This is a genomic window from Neobacillus sp. PS2-9 (assembly GCF_030915525.1).
GTDB lineage: Bacteria > Bacillota > Bacilli > Bacillales > Cytobacillaceae > Neobacillus.
This window is the reverse complement of sequence record NZ_CP133269.1, coordinates 3,807,824-3,830,777: the sequence shown is the minus strand read 5'-3', so window position 1 is coordinate 3,830,777 and position 22,954 is coordinate 3,807,824. Positions and strand designations below refer to the sequence as shown.

The 22,954-nt window shown below is 37.5% G+C and carries 18 protein-coding genes; 15 read left to right on the top strand and 3 right to left on the bottom strand.

What is annotated here, in order from left to right:
* Nucleotides 1-63: 63 nt before the first annotated feature.
* Nucleotides 64-1,425, bottom strand: coding sequence for a sensor histidine kinase (locus RCG25_RS19240; RefSeq protein ID WP_308080428.1), 1,362 nt, complete (start codon nt 1,423-1,425; stop codon nt 64-66).
* Nucleotides 1,422-2,120: a response regulator transcription factor gene (locus RCG25_RS19235; protein ID WP_308080427.1), complete on the bottom strand. Its 699-nt coding sequence runs from the start codon at nt 2,118-2,120 to the stop codon at nt 1,422-1,424. Before RCG25_RS19235 ends, RCG25_RS19240 begins: the two co-directional genes overlap by 4 nt.
* 272 nt (nt 2,121-2,392) lie before the next feature.
* On the opposite strand from RCG25_RS19235, the gene pabB reads away from it, so the two are divergent.
* From pabB to RCG25_RS19185, 10 genes are all read left to right on the top strand, one after another.
* Nucleotides 2,393-3,784, top strand: coding sequence for an aminodeoxychorismate synthase, component I (gene pabB / locus RCG25_RS19230; protein ID WP_308080426.1), 1,392 nt, complete (start codon nt 2,393-2,395; stop codon nt 3,782-3,784).
* A gap of 6 nt (nt 3,785-3,790) precedes the next feature.
* Nucleotides 3,791-4,384 (top strand): aminodeoxychorismate/anthranilate synthase component II, encoded by a 594-nt coding sequence (gene pabA / locus RCG25_RS19225; RefSeq protein WP_308080425.1) that lies wholly within the window; start codon nt 3,791-3,793, stop codon nt 4,382-4,384.
* Nucleotide 4,385: 1 nt separating this feature from the next.
* Nucleotides 4,386-5,252: an aminodeoxychorismate lyase gene (pabC, locus tag RCG25_RS19220; protein WP_308080424.1), complete on the top strand. Its 867-nt coding sequence runs from the start codon at nt 4,386-4,388 to the stop codon at nt 5,250-5,252.
* 1 nt (nt 5,253) lies between these two features.
* On the top strand, nt 5,254-6,024 hold the full coding sequence (locus RCG25_RS19215) for a nucleotidyltransferase domain-containing protein (protein ID WP_308080423.1): 771 nt from the start codon (nt 5,254-5,256) through the stop codon (nt 6,022-6,024).
* A gap of 276 nt (nt 6,025-6,300) precedes the next feature.
* A complete protein-coding gene (locus tag RCG25_RS19210) occupies nt 6,301-7,155 on the top strand; it encodes a carbohydrate ABC transporter permease (protein WP_374121086.1) in 855 nt (284 codons plus the stop codon).
* Between the two features lie 19 nt (nt 7,156-7,174).
* Nucleotides 7,175-8,005 (top strand): carbohydrate ABC transporter permease, encoded by an 831-nt coding sequence (locus RCG25_RS19205; RefSeq protein ID WP_308080422.1) that lies wholly within the window; start codon nt 7,175-7,177, stop codon nt 8,003-8,005.
* A 15-nt stretch (nt 8,006-8,020) separates the two neighbouring features.
* Nucleotides 8,021-9,322 carry an ABC transporter substrate-binding protein gene (locus RCG25_RS19200; RefSeq protein WP_308080421.1) on the top strand — a complete coding sequence of 434 codons (1,302 nt, stop codon included), beginning with the start codon at nt 8,021-8,023 and terminating at the stop codon, nt 9,320-9,322.
* A 15-nt stretch (nt 9,323-9,337) separates the two neighbouring features.
* A complete protein-coding gene (locus tag RCG25_RS19195; RefSeq protein WP_308080420.1) occupies nt 9,338-10,807 on the top strand; it encodes a CehA/McbA family metallohydrolase in 1,470 nt (489 codons plus the stop codon).
* 137 nt (nt 10,808-10,944) lie between these two features.
* On the top strand, nt 10,945-12,129 hold the full coding sequence (locus RCG25_RS19190) for an MFS transporter (protein WP_308080419.1): 1,185 nt from the start codon (nt 10,945-10,947) through the stop codon (nt 12,127-12,129).
* Nucleotides 12,130-12,222: 93 nt separating this feature from the next.
* Nucleotides 12,223-13,341: an acyltransferase family protein gene (locus RCG25_RS19185; RefSeq protein WP_308080418.1), complete on the top strand. Its 1,119-nt coding sequence runs from the start codon at nt 12,223-12,225 to the stop codon at nt 13,339-13,341.
* A 39-nt stretch (nt 13,342-13,380) separates the two neighbouring features.
* Here RCG25_RS19185 and RCG25_RS19180 read toward each other — a convergent pair whose 3' ends face one another.
* The gene (locus tag RCG25_RS19180; RefSeq protein ID WP_308084223.1) at nt 13,381-14,034 is read right to left on the bottom strand and encodes a YczE/YyaS/YitT family protein; all 654 of its coding nucleotides are present in this window, start codon (nt 14,032-14,034) and stop codon (nt 13,381-13,383) included.
* A 187-nt stretch (nt 14,035-14,221) separates the two neighbouring features.
* Between RCG25_RS19180 and RCG25_RS19175 the strand changes: the two genes are divergently transcribed.
* From RCG25_RS19175 to adhE, 5 genes are all read left to right on the top strand, one after another.
* Nucleotides 14,222-15,415 carry an LL-diaminopimelate aminotransferase gene (locus RCG25_RS19175; RefSeq protein ID WP_308080417.1) on the top strand — a complete coding sequence of 398 codons (1,194 nt, stop codon included), beginning with the start codon at nt 14,222-14,224 and terminating at the stop codon, nt 15,413-15,415.
* A 102-nt stretch (nt 15,416-15,517) separates the two neighbouring features.
* The gene (locus RCG25_RS19170; protein ID WP_308080416.1) at nt 15,518-15,970 is read left to right on the top strand and encodes an SRPBCC family protein; all 453 of its coding nucleotides are present in this window, start codon (nt 15,518-15,520) and stop codon (nt 15,968-15,970) included.
* Nucleotides 15,971-16,103: 133 nt separating this feature from the next.
* Nucleotides 16,104-17,189, top strand: a complete 1,086-nt coding sequence (locus RCG25_RS19165; RefSeq protein WP_308080415.1) for a cadherin-like beta sandwich domain-containing protein — start codon at nt 16,104-16,106, stop codon at nt 17,187-17,189.
* Between the two features lie 145 nt (nt 17,190-17,334).
* The gene (gene ppc, locus RCG25_RS19160) at nt 17,335-20,091 is read left to right on the top strand and encodes a phosphoenolpyruvate carboxylase (RefSeq protein ID WP_308080414.1); all 2,757 of its coding nucleotides are present in this window, start codon (nt 17,335-17,337) and stop codon (nt 20,089-20,091) included.
* Nucleotides 20,092-20,338: 247 nt separating this feature from the next.
* Nucleotides 20,339-22,942: a bifunctional acetaldehyde-CoA/alcohol dehydrogenase gene (gene adhE, locus RCG25_RS19155; protein WP_308080413.1), complete on the top strand. Its 2,604-nt coding sequence runs from the start codon at nt 20,339-20,341 to the stop codon at nt 22,940-22,942.
* The last annotated feature ends 12 nt before the right edge of the window (nt 22,943-22,954 follow it).

Here is a 22,954-nt window from a genome sequence, read left to right as displayed (position 1 = left end):
CCTCACCATTGTCCACTTACATTTATTGTCTGATATGAAAATTAGAAAATGCTGAGAAATGGATTAATTTTTATCTTCTTTGAAATAAAGAGTAGCTGTGGTGCCGAAATCTTCTTCGCTGTCGATCTGAATCTCCACACCAATTGCATCTGCTATTTCTTTCGCTATCGCTAGACCAAGCCCAGAACCGCCTTTTTTTCTATTCCTAGCTTTATCGACGCGGTAAAAGCGGTCAAAAACCTTCTGAAGTTCATCATAAGGTATACCCATTCCTTTATCTGACACTTTGATATAGACCATTTCGTTTTCGACTCCCGTAATGACAGAAATAACTTCATCACTATATTTTCTGGCATTATCAAGAAGAATGAACAGCAGTTGTTTTATCTTTTGTTCATCGGTTACAACAAGTAATTGAGATACTTCTATTTGTTCATACTCGACCTTTCTGTCATACGCACTTTCAAAGGTATGAATAACTTGGCTGATAAAAACTGTAAGATCAATCGACTTTTTATTAATTTTCCAATGTTCATGATGCATTGCCAGTAACAAAAGCTGCTCTGTTAATTCTTTCATTCGGACAGCCTCAGAGTGAATGGCTTCGATCGATTCTGAAAAAAGTTTCGGTTCGGTCAATCCTCTACGTTTTAAAAGACTCGCGTAGCTTTCAATTATGGTTATAGGTGTTTTAAACTCATGAGATGCATTGGATACAAACTGCTGCTGCTTTTCATAATTGGTTTCAAGCAGGTCAATCATATGATTAAAAGTTACGCCCATTTGATAAAGCTCATCTTTTGATTTTTCCTCGAGAGTTAGTCTTTTAAATTGGCCGCTCTCTCTAATTTCTCTCATAGTCTCAATCAATGAAGATACAGGGCTAATAATCAGCTTACTTAATACTCGACTGGAAATAATTACAGGAATTAAAGCTAGCACCGTCATCATAACTAAAACAAACCGGAGAATGCTTAAATTTTCTTTAGCAGTTTCTAGACTTTTTGTTACCTGAAGATTTCCAACACTACCATCTAATAGTACGATTGGCATTGAATCAAATGCATATGTTTTTTTTTCAAAAACAATAAATTTAGTAATTTCTCCTTTATAATATATAGGTTTTTGTTTTACTAAAATTTGCCCAGTTGGACTCGTTACAGAAGCTAGTTTTTTATGATTAGCTGTAACAATTTGAATCATTCCATTAATTGGTACATAGCTGCGTAGAAGTTCATCTTCACGTGCTGTACCGAGTGTCCTAGCGATGTCATTTGTCGTTTTTCTTAATTCTTTCGCGGCTATATCTAGTTCACTGTCAAAAGTTAATTTGCTAAAAGTTAAATATACAGAAATATTCATGATCATTATAAGGGAAGCAAACAACACTGCCGTATACAAATTGATCTTATTCCTAAGCTTCATTTTGCTTCCTTTAACACATAACCGACTCCACGAACCGTATGAATTAATAGGGGTTTAGCAGGTAGGTCCATCTTTTTCCTTACATAACGAATGTATACATCTACCACATTTGTATCCCCCATAAAATCATAGCCCCAGACGGCCTCTAGTATTTGATCCCGGTTCAGTACCTGTCGTTTATTCATCATTAAGTAAACAAGTAAATCAAACTCTCTTGGAGTTAAGTCAATTTCTGTTTCTCCTCTAAAAACCTCTCTGGTTTTTTTATTAATTTTTAAATCTGAAAAAGTTAATACAGAATTGTCTTCAGGTTTTTTTTGTTGCGTTTGTTTAATTCTTAATGCGGCTCGAATTCTTGCGAGAACCTCTTCAATTTTAAAAGGCTTGGTAATGTAATCATTGGCTCCAAAATCCAATCCAGATACTTTGTCCTCAACAGAACCTTTTGCGGTTAGTAATATGATCGGAGTTTGCTTGTCAATTTGTCTTATCCGCCGAAGTAATTCAATTCCACTAATACCTGGGAGCATGACATCAAGTAAAATTAAGTCCCATTTATGATTCTTATAAGTTTCCAAAGCATCATGACCATTTAGTACCTTCGTTACTTGGTATCCTTCATATTCAAGCTCTAATTCGAGTAGGCGTGCTATTTTTTCCTCATCCTCAACTACTAATATGGATTCTTCTTTCATAATGCCCCCTTATGAAATTTGACTTTAATACTAATTTATTACCATTTTCCACAGTCCGTTTATAAAATCCTTCAATATTTATTCCTTAAAAGAAATAAAAATTGAATTATTAAACAAGGCCCAGGTCCTGAATCAGAACCAGAACCAGATCCAACCATACTGACACCTTGAAAGGATTGAAGGGATTTAAACCAGTTTTAAAAAATGTAGAGTGGTGCCTGACACCCTTTTCAAGTATGATGAAAAAAGAGTAAAGATTAGGAGTGAATGGATTGAAGAAACTTCATTTATATAGTAAAAAAGTTCCCTATACCTATTCTAGTTTTTTTAGACAATACCGTTTAATAGCGGCAAATCAGACCCATCATGTGCTATTAGAAAGTGGGCGCGGCGGGAGATACAGCATTGCTGCATTTCAACCTGAAACGATTATGAAAGGGAAAAATTATGAATTGGAAATCCAAAATGAAAGCGGTACCCAAAAGTTGGAAGGGAATCCACTTCACCTACTCAAAGAATGGATGAATCGTTTTTATGTTGATAAAATGGAAGGCTTGCCGAGCTTCCTTGGTGGAGCGATTGGGTACATAAGCTATGATTATGCTCGTTACATAGAAGAACTCCCTAACCTAGCCAAAGACGACATTGGCATACCGGAAATCTACTTTTTTATTGTAAAGGAATGGTTTGTATTTGATCATAAAGAGGACCTTCTTTGGATCTTCATTTTGGCGGAAAATGATGAAGGTATAGATCAGCGATTAGAGAATTGGGAAAAACGCTGGCTTGAGGAATTGCCATCCGTCCCACCTGTTAAAACAAGTCTAAACGATATGAATCAATTGCAGGTTTCGATGACAGAAGAAGAGTTCCAACAGGCTGTAAGGAAAGTTCAACACTATATTTCACAAGGTGATGTATTCCAAGTAAATCTAGCGGTGCGTCAATCAAAACCAATTGGGGTTCAGGCGATTGAGGTGTATGAACAATTAAGAGCCTTGAATCCATCCCCATATATGGGTTACCTACATACTCCAGAATTTCAGCTGGTAAGTGGATCACCAGAGCTACTTGTGAAAAAGGATAGAACTGAAGTAAGCACAAGGCCAATTGCAGGGACGAGATCAAGAGGAAAGGACCTCGAAGAAGATCTAGCCCTCGCTAATGAATTAATTGAAAACGAAAAGGAACGAGCAGAACATGTCATGCTCGTGGATTTAGAACGAAATGATCTTGGTAGAGTGTGTAAGTACGGATCGGTTGAGGTCAATGAATTTATGACGATTGAAAAATACTCTCATGTCATGCACATCGTTTCCAATGTTAGAGGGGAATTGGACGAAGAGAATTCTTGCTTTGAGATTATTGACGCAGTATTCCCTGGTGGAACGATAACAGGTGCTCCGAAAATTCGAACGATGGAAATCATAGAAGAACTAGAGCCGGTTCAACGGGGAGTGTATACGGGATCACTTGGTTGGATAGATTTTAGCGGTGACTTAGAATTAAATATTATTATCCGAACCATGCTTGTAAAGGATGGCATGGCACATGTCCAGGCAGGTGCAGGTATTGTCATCGATTCTAATCCTAAACATGAATACAAAGAATCTATGAAAAAAGCCGCGGCTTTATGGAAAGCAAAAGAAATGGCAGAGGAGTAAAATGCGATGATTTTTATGATTGATAATTATGATTCCTTTACCTTTAACTTAGTACAATACCTAGGCGAGCTTGGAGAAGAATTAGTTGTAAAACGAAACAACCAAACCACAATTGAGGAGATCGGAAATCTAAGTCCAGAATTCTTAATGGTCTCACCTGGTCCATGCAGTCCAAATGAGGCGGGAATTAGTTTAGATGCAATCAAATTTTTTGGTGGAAAAATTCCAATTTTCGGTGTTTGTCTCGGCCAACAAGCCATTGCTCAGGCTTTTGGAGGACAAGTAGTTCAGGCAGAAAGACTTATGCACGGAAAAACCTCAGATATGTACCATGATGGGAAAACAATTTTTCAAGGGCTTCCGAACCCTTTTCCAGCCACACGCTATCATTCGTTAATTGTTAAAAGAGAAACGTTGCCAGATTGCTTTGAGATATCCTCTTGGACGAAAGAAGGGGAAATCATGGCGATTCGCCATAAGGACCTTCCAATCGAGGGAGTACAGTTTCATCCAGAATCCATTATGACGACCTGCGGGAAAGAGTTGTTGCAGAACTTCGTTAATTATTATAAACACGCTGCAATCCTAAAAGGAAATTAACATGTTGATTTACTTAAACGGTCAATTTATTAGTAAAGAAGACGCTCGAATTTCCCCGTTTGATCATGGATTCTTATATGGCATAGGTTTATTTGAAACATTCCGAGTGTATGACGGACATCCATTTTTATTAGATGACCATTTAGAGCGGCTTAATCAGGGATTAGCAGAACTGTCGATACAGCAGCAATATACAAGGAAAGAAATCAAAAATATTTTGCAGGAATTATTAGAAAGAAACCAGCTGACAAATGCTTACATTCGCTTAAATGTTTCTGCCGGATTAGGTGAAGTGGGATTACAGGTAGAACCTTACCTCCAGCCGAATTTGATTATTTTTCCTAAGCCATTACCACCTGCAGGGGAATTAATTGAAAAAAAGGCAGTACTGTTGAAGGTAAAGCGGAACAGCCCTGAAGGGAATCAACGTTTAAAGTCCCATCATTATTTAAATAATGTATTGGCAAAAAGAGAAATTGGAGATTTTCCAGACATAGAAGGAATTTTTCTAAATGAGCAAGGATATCTAGCGGAGGGCATTGTTTCTAATCTTTTTTGGATTAAAGGAAATGTCTTATATTCACCTTCTTTACATACCGGTATCTTAAATGGAATTACCCGCCAGTTTGTTATTCAATTAGGCTGGGAAAATAATTTGCAGATTCAAGAGGGACTTTACTCCTTTGAAGAAGCACTAGAAGCTGATGAAATGTTTGTCACTAATTCCATTCAAGAAATTGTGCCAATTACATCTTTTGAAGGACGCAACTTTCCTGGTAAAGAGGGTCCGTGGGTTCAGAAGTTCCATCAGGATTATCGCCAATATTGTAAGAATCTTTGGTCAAGAAACTCTGTAAGGAGGGAGTAGTATGAAAGAGCGAATTCTTGAAGAAATAAGAAGGCTGGAAGAACTGCATGATATAAAGATCTGTTTTGTAGTTGAGTCAGGCAGTAGGGCCTGGGGATTTCCATCCAAGGATAGTGATTATGATGTCCGTTTTATCTATGTTCATAGAAAAGAGTGGTATTTGAGCATTGATCAAAAACGGGATGTGATTGAACTGCCAATCAATGACTTTCTCGATATGAATGGTTGGGAATTGCGAAAAGCCCTCCAACTTTTTAGAAAATCAAATCCGCCGTTAATGGAGTGGCTTCATTCTGGAATAGTCTATTATCAAGCTTTTTCCCTCGTAGACAAAATGAAGGCGATTCAAGAGAAGGTATTTCAGCCCCATTCTGCGCTTTATCATTATTTAAACATGGCGAGGGGCAATTATCGTGATTATCTTCAAGGTGATCAGGTGAAAATAAAAAAATATTTTTATGTCCTTCGGCCCATATTGGCCTGTATGTGGATTGAAAAATATTATACTGTTCCCCCAATTTTGTTTCAAGATTTGATCATGGATTTACTTGGAGAGGGTGAGCTTAAAAAAGAAATTTTTACCTTACTAGAAAGGAAAATAAGAGGGGATGAGCTGAAACTTGAGCCCAAGGTTACTGTGATAAACGAATTTCTAGAAAATGAATTGATACGACTAGAGGGATACACAAAGTCATTAAAGATAACAAAGGAGAATTTCACCCCATTACTCGATGAGTTATTTAGAGAAGTTCTCGAGGAAGTGTGGTTATAATTTCAGTCATTTTACCGCTTGGAATCCAAGCGGTTTTTTTGTGTTGAAAAGTATTTCCCGGGACAAAAAAACAGGAAATGTGACAATTTTTTTACTTTTATTGTTTACATATAAGGAAACCACTGGTAATATTAAAACGTATTCAAAAATTGAATGTATAAAATGTGAATGAATTCATAAATTGAAGAAAGGGGTGATCGTGTGAGTACACCAGTAGCAAAACTAAATCAGAGTAAGAGATTCATAGCAAAAAAGGAGAAGAGAAAAAGCCTCTCCATAGCTCCCTTGTTGTTTATCCTACCAGCTATTATTCCACTTCTAATCTTCTGGATTTATCCAATGGGAAAATCCTTCCTTATTAGTTTTACAAATTGGGACTATGTCAGCCCTGATTACGAATTTGTGGGTTTTAGCAATTATACCGATTTATTAACAGATCCTACCTTTTACTCCGTCCTCTTAAATACATTCGTATTTTCAATGGGCGTAGTCCTTCCTTGTGTAGTAGGAGGTTTGTTGCTTGCTTTGTTAGTAAGTGGGAAGAGTAAGGGAATGGGAATCTATCGGACTTTGATATTTTCACCGTGGGTTACTCCCACTGTCGCCATTTCCATTGTCTGGTCCTGGATTTATGAACCGAAAGTAGGATTTGCGAATTGGATTCTTAACTTACTTCACCTTCCTGGTCTTGAATGGACTTCTAGCTCTACTTGGGCGATGCCTGCCGTCATTATCGTTAGTGTTTGGAAGGGTGTAGGTTGGGCAATGATTTTTTACTTAAACGCTTTGAAAAAGGTTCCTGTCAGTCTTTACGAAGCAGCTTCATTAGACGGGGCAAGCAAATGGCGCCAATTTGTACATATTACAATTCCAATTATTTCACCAACAACCCTATTCTTGGTAGTCATCACCTCGATTGACGCACTCCAGGCCTATGATCAGATTCAAGTGTTAACTCAGGGGGGGCCTGCAGGAAGTACCCGAACCATGCTTTATTTTTATTACCAAACAGCATTTGAGGAATTTAACATGGGAAAGGCAACTGCAACGGCCATCATATTGGTGTTGATTACTGGAGTATTCTCGTTCCTCCAGTTTCTATTATCCAAACGATGGGTGCATTACCAATAAAAGAAAGGGGGCTGGTGAGTTGAAAAAAGTACCTATTTTACTAGCAAGGCATGTAGTTTTGATCTTCATTAGCATCATGATGGTATTTCCTTTCTTATGGATGGTGGTAAGTGCGCTTAAAACAAAGGATGAAATTTGGCAGTTTCCACCCACCCTTTGGCCAGAAAAACCCATGTGGAACCATTTTACCGAAGCATGGTCCATGGCGCCATTTGACCAATATATCTTTAATAGTGTCTTTACCGCAACGGGCATTGTTCTTATTCAAATCGTTAACTCAGCACTGATTGCTTATGCTTTTACCCAATTGCGTTTTAAAGGAAGAAATCTATTATTTGGAATCATTTTGATTTCCTATATGCTACCTGTTGCGGCTACATATGTACCAAGCTACGTCATCCTAGCCGATTTTCATTTACTAGATACGTATAAAGGGCTTATTTTATCAAATGCTTGCAGTGTCTTTGGGATATTTCTGTTTAGGCAAGCATTCCTTCAGGTGCCAAAAGAATTGATTGAGGCTGGAAGAGTAGATGGAGCAACACACTGGACCATCATTTGGAGGATTATTTTTCCTACGACGAAAGCTACCTTCATCACTTTTGCATTAATTAGCTTTGTCCAAAACTATAATAGTTATCTCTGGCCAACATTAATAACCACTAGTGAAAGCAAAATGTTAATCACTACTGGGTTAAGGCAATTCTTTATTCAAGAAGGCGCATATGGAATTCAATGGCCACTTATCATGGTTGCAAGCACATTCGCTGTCTTGCCATTATTGATATTATTCATATTTGTACAAAAGTGGATTATCTCTGGCATTAGTGACCAGGGGTTAAAAGGATAAAAAGGGGAGAAAAAGATGTTTACAAGAAAAATAGGTATATTTAGTTTGATTGTTTTATTACTAGTCTCAATGATTTCAGGTTGTTCTTCAGAGAAGTCATCTGCAAATGGACCAGTAGAAATTGAGTTTTGGTATGGTTTAGGCGGAAAGCTTGGTGAGAATGTTGAAAAAAGAATTAAAGAATTTAACGCTAGCCAAAATGAAGTTAAGGTTAAGGGTGTAGCTCAAGGTTCATATGATGAAACATTACAAAAGCTGCAAGCAGCGATAGCAGCAAAAAAAGTTCCAGCTGCAGTTCTTTTGAAAAATGACCCGATGGATGCTTTCGCAAAAAAAGGAACTTTAGCGTCTCTAACAAAATACATAAAAGAGGATGCTGACTTCCATCCAGAAGATTTTGTTGATGCTTTTTATCAACAAGGAACAATTAATGGAGAGCAGTATGCATTACCACTTTATGGAACAACACAAGTTCTTTATTATCGTAAGGATATGTTTGAAAAGGCTGGTATTGCTCCTGAACAATTAAAGACATGGGAATCATTTGCAGAAGTAACAAAACAATTAACAAAGAAAAGTGGAGATAAGACAGAGGTTTATGGTTGGGCACCAATGTGGGGACCAGATAACATGATCGATGCAGCACTTAGTAATGGTGCAAAATATTTAAGTGAAGATGGTAAAAAGGTGTTAGTCGATTCTCCAGAATGGGTAAAAGCATGGGAGTTTTTCAGAAAAGGAATCCAAGAGGATAAGACGATGACAATCCATCACGATGGTCAGGGCTGGGAATATTGGTATAAGACAATCGATGATGCAATGCAAGGGCGTGCCGCAGGTTACACGGGTTCAAGTGGTGACCAGGGAGATTTAGATTTCTCTATTTTAGCAGCATATCCACAGCCGGGCTGGGAAGGTCATGAAGCAGCTCCACATGCAGGGGCACAGATGGGTGCCATTCCTGCTCTAGCATCTGAGAAAGAAAAGAAAGCAGCATTTAAATGGTTGAAATTCTTCACAAATGCTGAAAACACAGCTGATTGGTCAATTAATTCTGGTTATATTCCAGTTAGAAAATCGGCACAGGATGTTCCAGCATACAAGGAGTTTGCTGAGAAGAATCCACAAATTAATGTCCCGTTACAGCAGGCGCAAATTGCTACACCACCATTTGTCGATCCTACTGGTGGCAAAATTTACGATGCACTAGTAAAAGCTGCAGATAAAGTAGAAATTGAAGGGGTATCTGCTGAGAAAGCATTGAAGGATGCCCAAAAAGAGGCACAAAGGGCACTAGATAAAGTAGTGAAAAAATAAAGAGGAGGATGGACGTTGACTGCTTCGTACTCAACAAAGATTGACGGTGTGTTACAGGCACCGTCTTTCTCTTTACCGTTTGATGTAGATACTGAATTTGACTGGCTTGAATTGACCATCTCTTTTTCGGTTAAAGGATGGTACTCGATTTTAATATGGGATCCTAATCAGACTCTAAGGGCTCAATCCCTTGCCATTAATGAGCCCAAGACGATTATGATTTCTACTTCTTGGAAGGATACAAGCTTTGGTGCTGTTACTGGAAAACTAGCTTCAGGAACCTGGTCGATTGAAATTTTGAGTAACCCTACATCTGAAAATCGTCACTATACGATAGAATATATGGGTGGTTTTGGGCGAAAAAATGAAAATAGCGTGGAAGGTATAACCTGGTCAAAGGACGGAATGGCAAAGGGCTTTCTTTTAAACGATTATCAAAAAGATCAGGTGTTTAATTCTGAGACACGATGGTATAAAGGGGATTTTCATACACATACAACGGAATCGGATGGTAAGATGACACCTTTTTATGGAATGGCACAGGCCAGAAAAATGAATCTGGATTTCTTTGTAGCTACTGACCATAATATACTTCCAACAAAATGGCTAGAAGATGAAATTATGGTGATTCCTGGTGTGGAAATTACTTCTTCAAAAGGGCACTTTAATGCACTCGGCCTAACCAAATGGATTGATTGGCGTCCGTCTTGTGCAGATGGTGGTATGGAGACTGAAGAAGGCATGAATCGAATTATACGTGAGGTCAAAACAGCTGATGCCATAGTCAGCATAAATCACCCTATGCTAAAACCTTGGGAGTGGCAGTATCGAACAACTCTGTTAGCTGATATCGATGTGATTGAAATTTGGAATGATCCAACCTACAAGGATAACCCGGAAGCAACTGAACAGGCATTGCTATTATGGAATACGTTGTGGAATGATGGGTATCGGATGTATGGTATTGGGGGTTCCGATTCACATTTATTGCCTACAGAGTCATATGAGGAAGATGGGCCTCCATCTGTCATTGGGGATCCTGCAACATTTGTCTATTGTGAAGGATTGACAGCTAGTTCTCTATTAAATGGGGTAAGAAGGGGCCGAGCGTATGTATCAAGAGGGCCTGAATTTATTATTAATATTTTTGTAGATGGAGTGTCCTATTTGGCGGGCAGTAATTTAACCGATTGTTTTGATGAAAAGGATGAGGTCGAGGTATGGTATGAGATTATGCCAATGAAAACCCCAGCGAATGCGACTCTTCATTGGATTCAAGACGGTCAAATCGTAAAAGATATCCCAATGATTGAGGGGAATATTATTCAAAACCAATTTATTTTAAAGAAGGCAGAGGTAAGCTGGATTCGTTTTGAAATTCGCTCTGAGGACGGGAAGTTACTTAGTTTTGTAAATCCCATATTCAGCGGTGAAAAAATACCTACCCTTACCACATGGGGAGACCTGTTAGATACGGTGAAATGATTTAAAAGCAGTTATCTATGTAGATAACTGCTTTTTGATTTAATAAGTTTTCTTTATGCTAAGTAATAAAATAATTGTAATTTTACTTATTAAGAATTGAATTTACAATAAGGGAGGTAGAAAAAGGGGGATTACAAATGACGAATAATAAATTACCGTATTTACTAGGTTCGATGATTAGTAATTTCGGAGACGGAATACAGCAAATTGCAATTATGTGGTACATTTACCATTTAACAGGTGAGGCCCTTTCGATTGGCGTTATGATAGCCATTTATTATCTACCAAGTATTTTATTAACACCATTTGTTTCCGTATATGTGGATCACCATCAGTCAAAAAGGATTGTAGTGTTGACAGATATCTTTCGATTCATCATCGTACTGACCATGTCTATTCTGATATTTTTACATTTCGAATCAACACTTTTCATCTACTTTTTACAGTTCCTATTAGCTGTCTGTTACACCATCTATAAACCAGCTGAGCAGTCTTTTATAAAAGAATCTTTCTTAGACAAAGATATTCCCTTTGTTATCTCTAAGTCTTCTTCGCTAAATGACGGTGCCTTAATTGTAGGTTCTGCGGTATCTGGCGTGTTACTGATTAAATTGTCCTTATCCCTAAGTTTTTTTATTAACTCGCTGACCTTCCTGCTAGCTGCCATTCTCTATTTTTTAGTTAAACAGATCAACGCAAAACAAAAGAAACAAAACAAAATACAATATTTTTCAGAGCTTCTTTCCGGATGGGAATTTATCAAAAATCGAGACGGAATGAGATATCTACTATTTTTATCTATTTTGAATAGCATTAGCATTCAAATGACCACCACTATCCTATTACCGTTAGCGAAGGTGTTTAAAGGAGGTAGCGGACTATACTCGGTCTTTGATATTTCTTTTGCTGTAGGGGGAATACTCGCTGGAATCGTAGTCACGTACTTTTTAAAAAAGTATAAACAATGGTCGATTGTTTTTACAATGGTGGGAATGGCGTTAACAGCTGTCTTGTTACATTTTAATAGTTTCAAGACAACAGCAGCTATTTTAGTTTTTGTCCTTGGATTATTTACGATGTCTCACTTAATTGTTACCCAGACCCTTATTCAACTGAATTCAACCAAAGAGTATATTGGAAGAGTTGTCGGTTTAAGAACCATGTTAGCTTCTATTGTAAAAATCACATCTGCCCTAACAACAGGTATATTAATCTCCAAAATTGGTGTAAGCCATATCTTTCTCCTATTTTCACTCATTATCTTTGCCAGTTGTTTCACCTTACAAGGATTAAAGAAAGTGAATGTGCCAGATATGGTCTAAGTAGGTCCATCCTTGGATGGATTTTTTGTAACTTTTTTCCTGTGATTTCAGTCAGATAATGAAGAAGGTTTATACCTCTAGGAGGGGAAATAAATGGAAAAAAGGAGATTATTCTATTTAGACCATTTACGTGTCGTACTAACCGTTTTGGTCTTGGTACATCACACAGCAATAACATATGGGGCAGATGGGTCATGGGTTTATGAAGATGTCGAACCAACCAATGGTTTAAGTGTGACTGCAATTATTTTGACGCTTTTTACGGCTATTAATCAATCATATTTTATGGGATTATTTTTCTTTCTATCTGGATATTTTACTCCTCCATCATTTAACCGGAAAGGAGCTAAAGTTTTCTTAAAAGACCGTTTAATTCACTTAGGGATTCCATTAATTTTTTATACCTTTCTAATAGGACCATTTATCCAATATATAGTAGGATTTAAGAATGAATATTCCTTTAGTGAATTCTATCAAAAAGAGATCCTTACCTTGCATAGCATTAACATTGGCCCACTATGGTTTGTTGAAGCTTTATTAATTTTTTCGATTCTTTATATTGCTTATCGTAAGTTCTTTTTAGGAATCCAACAAGCTTCAAAAGATTTTCCTTCAAATAGGAAATTATTCTTTACGGCAATTAGCTTAGGTATAGCAGCATTTTTAATTCGCTTAGGTTGGCCAACAGGAGTGGGAATTCTAGGTTTACAGTTTGGTTATTTTCCTTCGTATATCTTACTATTTATCGCCGGTACAACAGCGTATCAGCATAATTGGTTAGATCAGATAAGTGTAAAAACAGTAAAACTTTGGGCCATGATTTCAGCCATTACCATACCTATTTTACCAATTGCACTTATAGCGACAGGTGCCTTAGAGGGGAATATGCATGTTTCAGGGGGATGGGGATTTCAGGCTTTTGTTTATGCGATGTGGGAGCCATTTGTTTGCATAGGTATTTGCTTATGGCTGCTTTCAATGTTTAAAACAAGGCATAATGTAACAAAGAAGATGTGGAGAACGTTATCTGAATCAGCTTATACCCTGTATATCATCCATCCTCTTGTTCTTGTCAGTATAAGTTTATATTTACACCAATTTGATTTACCGGCCCTATTGAAGTTTTTAATCGTTGCAGGAACCGGACCCGTTATTGGATTTGTTTTATCAGCCTGGATATGCAAGATTCCAGGAATAAAAAGAATACTATAGAAATAACCCCACATTTAAAGTGGGGCTATTTCTATAGTATTACAAAACAACGCTTTCCTGACTTTGTTCTTTTCTTTTTTTTAGGGATTTCACCAATGACTTAAACACCTTCAAGGAACGTTGAAAAACAGGACTCTGAATAAATGTATAGACAAAAGTGGCGATAAATACCGGACCACCTAAAAGGAATCCAATAATTAAGACGAAGCTTTCAACCATGATTCTTGCTTGGCTAACTGAAAGTCTTGTTTTATCGGAAATCGAAAGCATAAAGCCGTCACGAGGACCTGCCCCGATCCCTGCTGCCACATACATGCCGCCACCGATTCCAGTAATAACAATTGCAACTAATAAAATAACATAATCTACCCAGGAATGGGTTGCCTTCGGAAGAATATCTAACCAAAGAAAAAAATCCATAATGGGCCCAATGCATAAAGCGTTTAAAATGGTGCCAATATTGATATAGCTTCTAGCTACGAAGAATGAAATGAGGATAAGAATCAAACCACACACCACTCCCCATGTACCAATGGTAAAACCAAAATGTTCATAAAGAGCTACATTCAGTACTTCCCATGGATGGAGGCCAACATATTTAACTTTAACCGCAATAGCGTTGCCTAAGCCAAAAAAGGTTAACCCCAAAAAGAATAAACAATACTGTAAGAATTTCAATTCAGTTACCTCCATATAATGCATTGACTATTCTGAATTTTTATCTATCTACAAATCTTAATTTATGGAGGGATAATAATCAATGGTTATTTAGAAATATAGAATACAAATCATTAGACTGATATAATCTGAATTATGTTAAAATAAATAAAATTATTATACTAGGAAGATTCTGTAAAAAATATGATTGTGGGGAAGGACTATGAATCTCATAGCATCGGAAAAACTGCAAAAGATGTCTGCAAGTATTTTTCAAGAAGTAGCGAATCGTAAGAAAGAAGCCATAAAAAGAGGAAAAGATGTCATTGATTTAAGTGTCGGGTCTCCTGATTTTCCCCCGCCGTCGTTTGTGGTGGATTCATTAGTTGAAGCTTCAAAGGACACAAGTCGATATGGATATACACTGACAGGAATACCTGAATTTCATGAAGCAGTCAGTTATTTTTATAAAAAAAGGTATGCGGTTGAACTAAACCAAGAAAATGAAGTCTTACAGCTAATGGGTTCACAGGATGGATTGGCACACTTGGCTACAGCCCTGATTAATCCAGGTGACTATGTTTTGGTTCCAGACCCTGGTTATCCCATTTATGAAGCAAGTGTAAACATTGCGGGTGGAGTAATTTATCCTCTACCGTTGTTAGCCGAAAATAAGTTTCAACCAAAGTTGGATGAAATCCCATTAGAAGTACTTCAGAATACAAAAATGATGATTATCAGTTATCCCGGAAACCCTGTTACTGCATTAGCAGATAGAAGTTTCTTTGAAAAGGTAGTGGCCTTTGCAAAGTTGCATGAAATCTTGATTGTTCATGATTTTGCATATTCTGAATTGATTTTTGATGATCATCCGCAGCTTAGTTTCATGTCAATACCAGGAGCAAAAGAGGTCGGAATTGAGTTCAATTCACTTTCCAAAACCTTTAATATGGCTGGTTGTCGAATCGGCTACGTTGTCGGCAATAGGCAAGCCATTGAGATTTTAGCTTCATTTAAGTCTCATATTGATTATGGAATTTTTTATCCGATACAAAAAGCAGCAGTAACTGCATTGACCTCCGACTTTCATTTTCTTCGAGAACAAGTGAAAGAATATGAACTTCGTCGGGATGCATTAATTTCTGGTCTAAAGAAAAGTGGATGGCAGGTTGAAAAGTCTCCTGCAACGATGTTTGTGTGGGCAAAAATACCTGCTGGATGGACATCAAGGGAGTTTGCCTTTGAATTGATTGATCAAGCAGGTGTGGCAGTCATTCCAGGTGACGCATTTGGAAGGTTGGGAGAAGGGTATGTACGAATAGCTATGGTACAGCCCCCAGAACAGTTATCGATAGCAGCAGAACGAATCCATCAATTTATAATGAAACAGAACATTTTTCTTGACGCAATTCGTTAGTTCGGGATATTTCTTCTATAAACTGGTTTATAAACATATATATTTAAAAAGGCCTTCAGATACTTGAAGGCTTTTTATAATGATTATGAAAGAGGGATATAAATGCCAAGTGAAATTCAACATGTAGAATTAGATATCCCAATTGAAGTGATTTGGAAATTTATACGCGATCCGGATAACTGGGCCCCCTTGGTCCCAGGTTATATTCAACATGAAATAGTAAATGAAAACCAAATTACATGGGAATTTAAAAGCGACCTCTTAGGCATTATGAAAAAAAAGGTCAGTTTAATCATTGATAATATCATATGGAATGAACCTTTGAAGGTAAGTTTCGAATTAAAGCGCTCGAATGAAAAATACCTAGGTGAAGGATATTTCGAGGCTAAAGCAATGAATAGAAACAAAACAAGAGTAACAGGGTTTCTTGAAATTAATGCAACCGGTCCTATGGGCTCTTTAGCTAATACACTTTTTAAAAAAGCCATTCAAAAGTCGGATGAAGAAGTAGCCGTAGCTATCTCTTCTAAACTGGAAGAATTCAATAGAAGATAGAAAAAAGTCGTAAATCTTGTAAAAGAAACAGGATTTACGGCTTTTTATTTTATTGGTACTCGAAAAAAGTTAAGGATTTCTTAAGCATCCAGTGGTACCTTTAGTCTACAATATGGATGCGGGAGGAAAAGACATGTTTGCGAAGGTACCAAAAAGAGGAATAAATATTATACTTGTTGCTTCCATAATCGGGATGGGGAACTATTCTTACATACCTATTGCATATGCTGAAAGTACAGTTCCTGTACAGGAAAATCAGTCTGAAAACACACTTTCAAAATTAGAAATTGAAGGGATTAAGCTCGATCGTGATTTTACGGCAGATGTTAAAGAATATTCTACTACTGTAGAAAATGAAACAAAGGAAATTAAATTACTTGTAGAAAGTGGTAATCCAGAAACCAGCATTACCATAAATGACACGTCTATCAAAAGTGGTGTAGCAAGCATATTTTCACTTCTAACAGAAGAAAACAAATTCCTCATTACTGTTTCTGACGGTACACACCAACAGAATACCTATGCGCTTACCGTTACTAGAAAACAAAATGGGAATAACCTTTTGCAAAAGTTACAATTGTCTACTGGAAAACTATCACCGAGCTTTTCATCTGAAATATACGAGTATAATATGGGAATAGCAGACGACGTACCGTCTCTTACAATAAAACCTATTGCAGCAGAAACAACATCAACTATTCAGGTAAACGGGACTAGCCTTAAAGAAGGAAGTGTTTCGGTGGACCTTCCTATTGGGAAATCAATCATCACTATTGTTGTTACGGCAGAGAATGGGGAAAAAAAGACCTATACAATAAATGTGGCTAGGGGTAATTCGGCCAATTCACAAACAACCATCCCAACACAAAACAATCGAACCAATACATTCCAACCAACTATGAGCCAACAAGGTAATACCACAATCACAGCACAAAAAGTCAGTAAAGCAACCCTTTCTTCACTAACAGTTAACAATGGAACATGGGATAGTGCATTTTCTACTGATGAATTTACTTACCATGTGTCTGTTGGTAATGATATTGATTCCATAACATTAAGCCCAACTGCACGCTACAGCAGTTCAACCATCTTAATTGAAGGTGGCACAAGCAAAACGATCAAGTTAGACGCTGATAACAAAACCGTTATTTCAATTGTTGTAACTTATAGTGATGATGATCGAAAAACTTATGTCCTCGTCATTGATAGAAAAGAATAAATCCTATATGATCAGAACCTGTAATGTGCAGGTTTTTTTCTATTTTTTTAAAAAGTAAGTTATTTCTTTCACATGATGGGTAAAGTTATGGTATATTTATAAATAAAAATTTAGCGAATTTTTTGATTATAGGAAGGTGAATGGTATGGCAACAGAATTAAAAGTAAATGACAGCAGTCTTCCGTTGCGACGCGATGTGAAATTACTTGGAAAAATGCTTGGGGAAATTCTCGTCAATCATGGTGGTTCCGAACTGTTCGAAAAAGTGGAAAAGATTAGACATATGACTAAAACACTAAGAACACACTTTGATCAGGAAATTTATGCTGATTTAAAAGCTGAAATTGCAAATTTAAGCTCTCCGATGAGGAGGCAAATCATCCGTGCTTTTTCAATGTATTTTCATTTAATAAATGCTGCTGAACAAAACCACCGTATCAGAAGAAGAAGAGAGTATCAGCTTCAAGATGATACTATTGTACAACCTGCTTCTATAGAGAGTGCGGTTCTTTCTCTTAAAGAGAACAATATTAATGAAGAAGTAATTCGAAATGTATTACATACACTCTCGTTGGAATTAGTGATAACAGCCCATCCAACGGAGGCGACGAAACGCTCAATTCTTGAAATTCAACAACGAATTGCTGACATCTTAAAAAGCTTAGATCATCCGTTATTAACAAGCAGAGAAAGAAAGAAGCTTGAAGAAAGCTTGTTTAATGAAGTGACCATCCTTTGGCAAACCGATGAATTACGTGAGCATAAGCCGACTGTTTTAGATGAAGTAAGGAATGGACTTTATTATTTTGACCAAACACTTTTTGAAGTCCTACCGGAAATACACCAGGAATTGGCTAATTGCTTAGGGAGTTACTATTCAACGACTACGTGGGAAGTTCCTAATTTTCTACGTTTCGGTTCTTGGATTGGTGGAGACCGAGATGGTAATCCAAATGTTACTCATGAGGTCACATGGGAAACATTAAACAGGCAAAGAAAATTGGTGTTAAAGAAGTATAAGACTGTTTTAGTTGACCTAATGAAGAGGTACAGCCACTCTACTAAACGTGTAGAGGTAAGTGAGGAGCTTCTTACGTTTATTAATGAGAAGGAAGATACTTACTTAAGGGAAGAAAAAAAATGGCCAATTAAATCAGAGGTGTACCGCCGTGCATTTGCGCTTATTATTGAACGGGTTAAGCAAGTGGGGAACTCAGAACTAGGTTATCGTTCTGCAGAGGAATTATTAGAAGACCTATTTATTATAAAAAGAAGTTTAAAAAAGCATCATCCCACTGCGCATGAATTAAAAATAATTCAAAAGCTAATCCGTCAAGTGCAATTGTTTGGTTTCCATTTAGCTACTCTTGATATTCGTAACCATAGTGGGGAACATGAAGCAGCTATTTCAGAGATTTTACGTAAGGTCCGTATTACTGAGAATTATCCAGCGCTTCCTGAAGAAGAAAAATTAAAAATTTTACAGAACATCCTTATGGATCCACGCCCACTCCTATTATTAAATGAAGATTATTCTGCGGAAACGCAGGAGATGATTAAAGTGTTCCAAATGATCAAAGAGGCACATGAAGAGTTTGGAAAGAGAGCTATAACTGTCTATCTTGTAAGTATGACTAAATCACCAAGTGATTTGCTTGAAGTCCTTGTTTTAGCGAAAGAGGCGGGAATTTATCGACTACATGCAGACGGTACTTTAGAAAGTAATTTAAATGTTGCCCCACTCCTAGAAACGATCGATGACCTTGTGGCTGGTCCTAAAATCATGCAAACGCTTTTTGAAATGCCGGTTTATCGCAATCATTTGCAAATTTTAGGGGATCAACAAGAAATTATGCTGGGCTATTCTGATGGCAGCAAGGACGGCGGGACATTAACTGCTAACTGGAAGCTATACAGAGCGCAGATTGAAATTCATAAAATGGCTAAAGAGTATGAAATCGGTCTTAAGTTCTTCCACGGGCGTGGTGGTTCGTTAGGACGTGGCGGCGGTCCATTAAATAAGAGTATCTTATCTCAACCAGCAGAAACCATTGGAGATGGCGTTAAAATTACCGAACAGGGAGAGGTTTTATCATCAAGGTATTTGCTTGAGGATATTGCTTACCGCAGTTTGGAGCAAGCAACGTCTACACTGCTGCTAGCGGCAACACATGTATCAAAAGAGGCAGGATATCACCGAGATCCAATATGGGAAGAAACCATTGAGGAAATCGCAGGTATTTCTTTGGGGAAATATCAATCCCTTGTATTTGGTGATCCAGACTTTTTAACTTACTTTAATGAAGCTACTCCTCTAAGGGAACTTGGGGACTTAAATATTGGGTCAAGGCCAATGAGTAGAAAAAATAGAGGACGATTTGAGGATTTAAGGGCCATCCCATGGGTGTTTGCTTGGACCCAAAGCAGGCAGTTACTCCCTGCATGGTATGCAGCAGGAACTGGATTAGATACTTTCGCTTCTAAAAGTACAGAAAATCTTAAGCTCTTACAACAAATGTATGAGAAGTGGCCATTCTTCCGATCAACGATTGATAATTTGCACATGGCATTGATGAAAGCTGATATTACCACAGCGAAGGAATATTTAACACTTGTTGAAGATAAGGCGATTGCAGACAGAATTTTCAATAATATCTTAGAAGAATATGAAAGAACAAAAGCTATTTTGTTGAAAATAACAGGGGATAAGGAATTGCTGGATCATACTCCAAATATTCAAGAGTCGGTACACAGACGTAATCCTTATGTAGATCCATTAAACTTCTTACAGGTTGAGTTAATAAAAGAATTAAGGACGCAAGCTGAACCGAATGATGAATTAATAACACAAGTTCTACTTACAATAAGCGGAATTTCTGCTGGTTTAAGGAATACTGGTTGATATCTAACGAAAAGAGGCTGACTAATGTCAGCCTCTTTTTAGTAGTGTGTGAATCAAAATTTTGAACATTCTATGAAATGAATGAGTACTCATTCGTTTTTTAACACAATTCGACATTTTTCGGAATTTTTAAATGATATATTTTAGCCAGCAGGAGTAAGGGAGTGAATAAAAACGATTTTGTGAGAAACCAAACATACCTAATTTCTAAAATCTTGTATTCGATGCTGATTCGGAGGGGACAAAAATGTCTGTAAAAGAAAGAGTGGTACTTGAAACTCAAACGGTTGCTGCGATGATCGACTCGTTAGCAAACAATGCCTTGAAGGCACTTAGTGCTTTCCGTTGTTACAACCAGGAAATGGTTGATGAAATTGTAAAGCAAATGGCATTGACCGCGCTTGAAAACCATAGGGAGCTAGCAAAGCTTGCTGTAAATGAAACACGCCGCGGAGTTTATGAGGATAAAGTTTTTAAAAATATGTTTGCAACAGAATTTATTTATAACAATATACGGAACATGAAAACCGTTGGTGTCATTAGTGAAGACGAAAATGAGGGAATGGTAGAGATGGCAGAGCCAGTAGGCGTCATCGCAGGTGTCATTCCAATTACAAATCCAACCTCAACGGTGATTTTCAAATCATTAATTTCACTTAAAACTAGGAATCCTATTATATTTGCCTTTCCAAAATATGCACAACAATGCTGCAAAGAGGCAGCCGAATTGTTAAAGAAAGCCGCCATCAGAGCAGGCGCTCCAGAAAACTGCATCCAATGGATTGAAGAGCCTTCCCATGAAGCTTTCCAAGCTCTAATGATGCATCCAAAGATATCGCTCATTTTAGCAACAGGAGGACCTAATTTGGTAAAAGCGGCTTATAGCTCAGGTAAACCGGCACTTGGAGTGGGAGCTGGGAATGTACCTTGTTATATCGAGAAAACAGCTCATATCAAGCGTGCTGTTAACGATGTAATCTTATCCAAAACCTTTGACAACGGTATGATTTGCGCTTCTGAACAAGCATTGATTATCGATCAAGAAATTTATGATGAAGTGAAACAAGAAATGATAGATAATCATTGCTATTTTCTTAATGAAGAAGAACGCAAGATGCTAGAAAAAGTGGCTATATTTGAAAAAACTAATTCTATTAATCAGTTAATTGTTGGATTACCAGCGTATGTGATTGCGAAAATGGCTGGAATAAACGTTCCAGTAAATACGAAGATTCTTATTGCAGAGTTAGAGGGAGTAGGTCCTAACTACCCACTTTCCTGTGAAAAGCTAAGTCCAATCTTAGCATGCTATAAGGTTACTAATTTTATGGAAGGCTTAAAAATTGCAGAAGAAACACTGGAGTATGGAGGACTAGGACATTCAGCAGCCATTCATACTGCAGATCAAAGCCTAATTGATATGTTTGCAGTACGCATGAAGGCTGGTCGAATCATCGTTAATACTCCTTCCACACATGGTGCAATCGGAGATATTTATAACACTTCACTTCCGTCCTTAACAATTGGATGTGGAACATATGGGGGGAATTCAGTGTCACAAAATGTTGGAGCCGCTAATCTCATCAACATTAAAAAAGTCGCAAAAAGAAGAACGTTTACACAATGGTTTAAAGTTCCATCACAGATTTTCTTTGAGAAAAATTCCATCCAAGTGCTTGCTTCGATTCCAAATATCTCAAGAGCATTTATTGTAACAAGTGGAAGTTCTGTGAAAAATGGCTTTGTCGACAAGGTTTTATACTATCTTGAAAAACATCAAAACAAGGTTCAATGGGAGACATTTTCTGAAATTGAGCCAGAGCCTAGTATTGAAATGGTCATGAATGGTGCTGAGAGAATGAGAAGGTTTCAGCCCGATGTCATTATTGCTCTCGGTGGTGGTTCGGTAATGGATGCGGCTAAAGCGATGTGGTTATTTTACGAGCACCCAGAAACGGACTTCCATAGTTTAACTCAAAAATTCTTTGATCCGAATAAGCGAGTCGTTAAATTCCCGATTCTTCGCCAAAAGGCTAAATTTATCGCAATTCCAACGACATCAGGTACAGGTTCAGAAGTGACAGCCTTCTCTGTTATTACTGATAAAAAGGCTAACATTAAATACCCGCTAGCAGATTTTCAGTTAACACCTGATGTGGCGATTATTGATCCGCAGTTTGTGATGACTGTTCCCAAGCATGTTACCGCTGATACAGGGATGGACGTTTTAACCCATGCGATTGAAGCATATGTTTCGGTTCTGGCCAATGATTACACGGACGGGCTGGCACTAAAAGCCATTCAGTTGGTTTTTGAGTATTTACCAAGAGCTTATCGGGATGGAAGTGATGAAATAGCACGAGAAAAAATGCACAATGCTTCAACTATAGCTGGGATGGCCTTTGCCAATTCCTTTTTAGGAATCAACCATAGCTTAGCGCATGTACTTGGTGCTGAGTTTCACATTCCACATGGACGTGCAAATGCATTGCTTTTACCACATGTGATTCGTTACAATTCAGCCAAACCAAATAAATTTATGACTTATCCGAAGTATGAATACTTTATTGCGGATAAACGATATTGCGAAATTGCCAAAATGCTTGGACTACCCGCCAGTACGACAGAAGAAGGAATTGAGAGCTTAATTACGGCCATTATAAAGCTTGCTGAAGAACTAGATATTTCCATGAGTATTCAAGCTAACGGGGTAACAAAGTCAGAATTTGAAAGTAAAGTTGCTGGACTTGCCGAACTTGCTTTTGATGATCAAGACACCATTGCCAATCCAAAACAGCCATTTGTAAGTGAACTTGCTGAAATTTACAGACAAGCTTATACAGGTGTATAGGCCTTTGTGAAT

Excerpts from the sequence above, each read along its gene's own strand:
- RCG25_RS19240 (WP_308080428.1), bottom strand. The coding sequence starts at position 1,425 with ATGAAGCTTAGGAATAAGATCAATTTGTATACGGCAGTGTTGTTTGCT.
- RCG25_RS19235 (WP_308080427.1), bottom strand. The coding sequence starts at position 2,120 with ATGAAAGAAGAATCCATATTAGTAGTTGAGGATGAGGAAAAAATAGCA.
- pabA (WP_308080425.1), top strand. The coding sequence starts at position 3,791 with ATGATTTTTATGATTGATAATTATGATTCCTTTACCTTTAACTTAGTA.
- pabC (WP_308080424.1), top strand. The coding sequence starts at position 4,386 with ATGTTGATTTACTTAAACGGTCAATTTATTAGTAAAGAAGACGCTCGA.
- RCG25_RS19215 (WP_308080423.1), top strand. The coding sequence starts at position 5,254 with ATGAAAGAGCGAATTCTTGAAGAAATAAGAAGGCTGGAAGAACTGCAT.
- RCG25_RS19200 (WP_308080421.1), top strand. The coding sequence starts at position 8,021 with ATGTTTACAAGAAAAATAGGTATATTTAGTTTGATTGTTTTATTACTA.
- RCG25_RS19190 (WP_308080419.1), top strand. The coding sequence starts at position 10,945 with ATGACGAATAATAAATTACCGTATTTACTAGGTTCGATGATTAGTAAT.
- RCG25_RS19185 (WP_308080418.1), top strand. The coding sequence starts at position 12,223 with ATGGAAAAAAGGAGATTATTCTATTTAGACCATTTACGTGTCGTACTA.
- RCG25_RS19180 (WP_308084223.1), bottom strand. The coding sequence starts at position 14,034 with ATGGAGGTAACTGAATTGAAATTCTTACAGTATTGTTTATTCTTTTTG.
- RCG25_RS19175 (WP_308080417.1), top strand. The coding sequence starts at position 14,222 with ATGAATCTCATAGCATCGGAAAAACTGCAAAAGATGTCTGCAAGTATT.
- RCG25_RS19170 (WP_308080416.1), top strand. The coding sequence starts at position 15,518 with ATGCCAAGTGAAATTCAACATGTAGAATTAGATATCCCAATTGAAGTG.
- RCG25_RS19165 (WP_308080415.1), top strand. The coding sequence starts at position 16,104 with ATGTTTGCGAAGGTACCAAAAAGAGGAATAAATATTATACTTGTTGCT.
- ppc (WP_308080414.1), top strand. The coding sequence starts at position 17,335 with ATGGCAACAGAATTAAAAGTAAATGACAGCAGTCTTCCGTTGCGACGC.
- adhE (WP_308080413.1), top strand. The coding sequence starts at position 20,339 with ATGTCTGTAAAAGAAAGAGTGGTACTTGAAACTCAAACGGTTGCTGCG.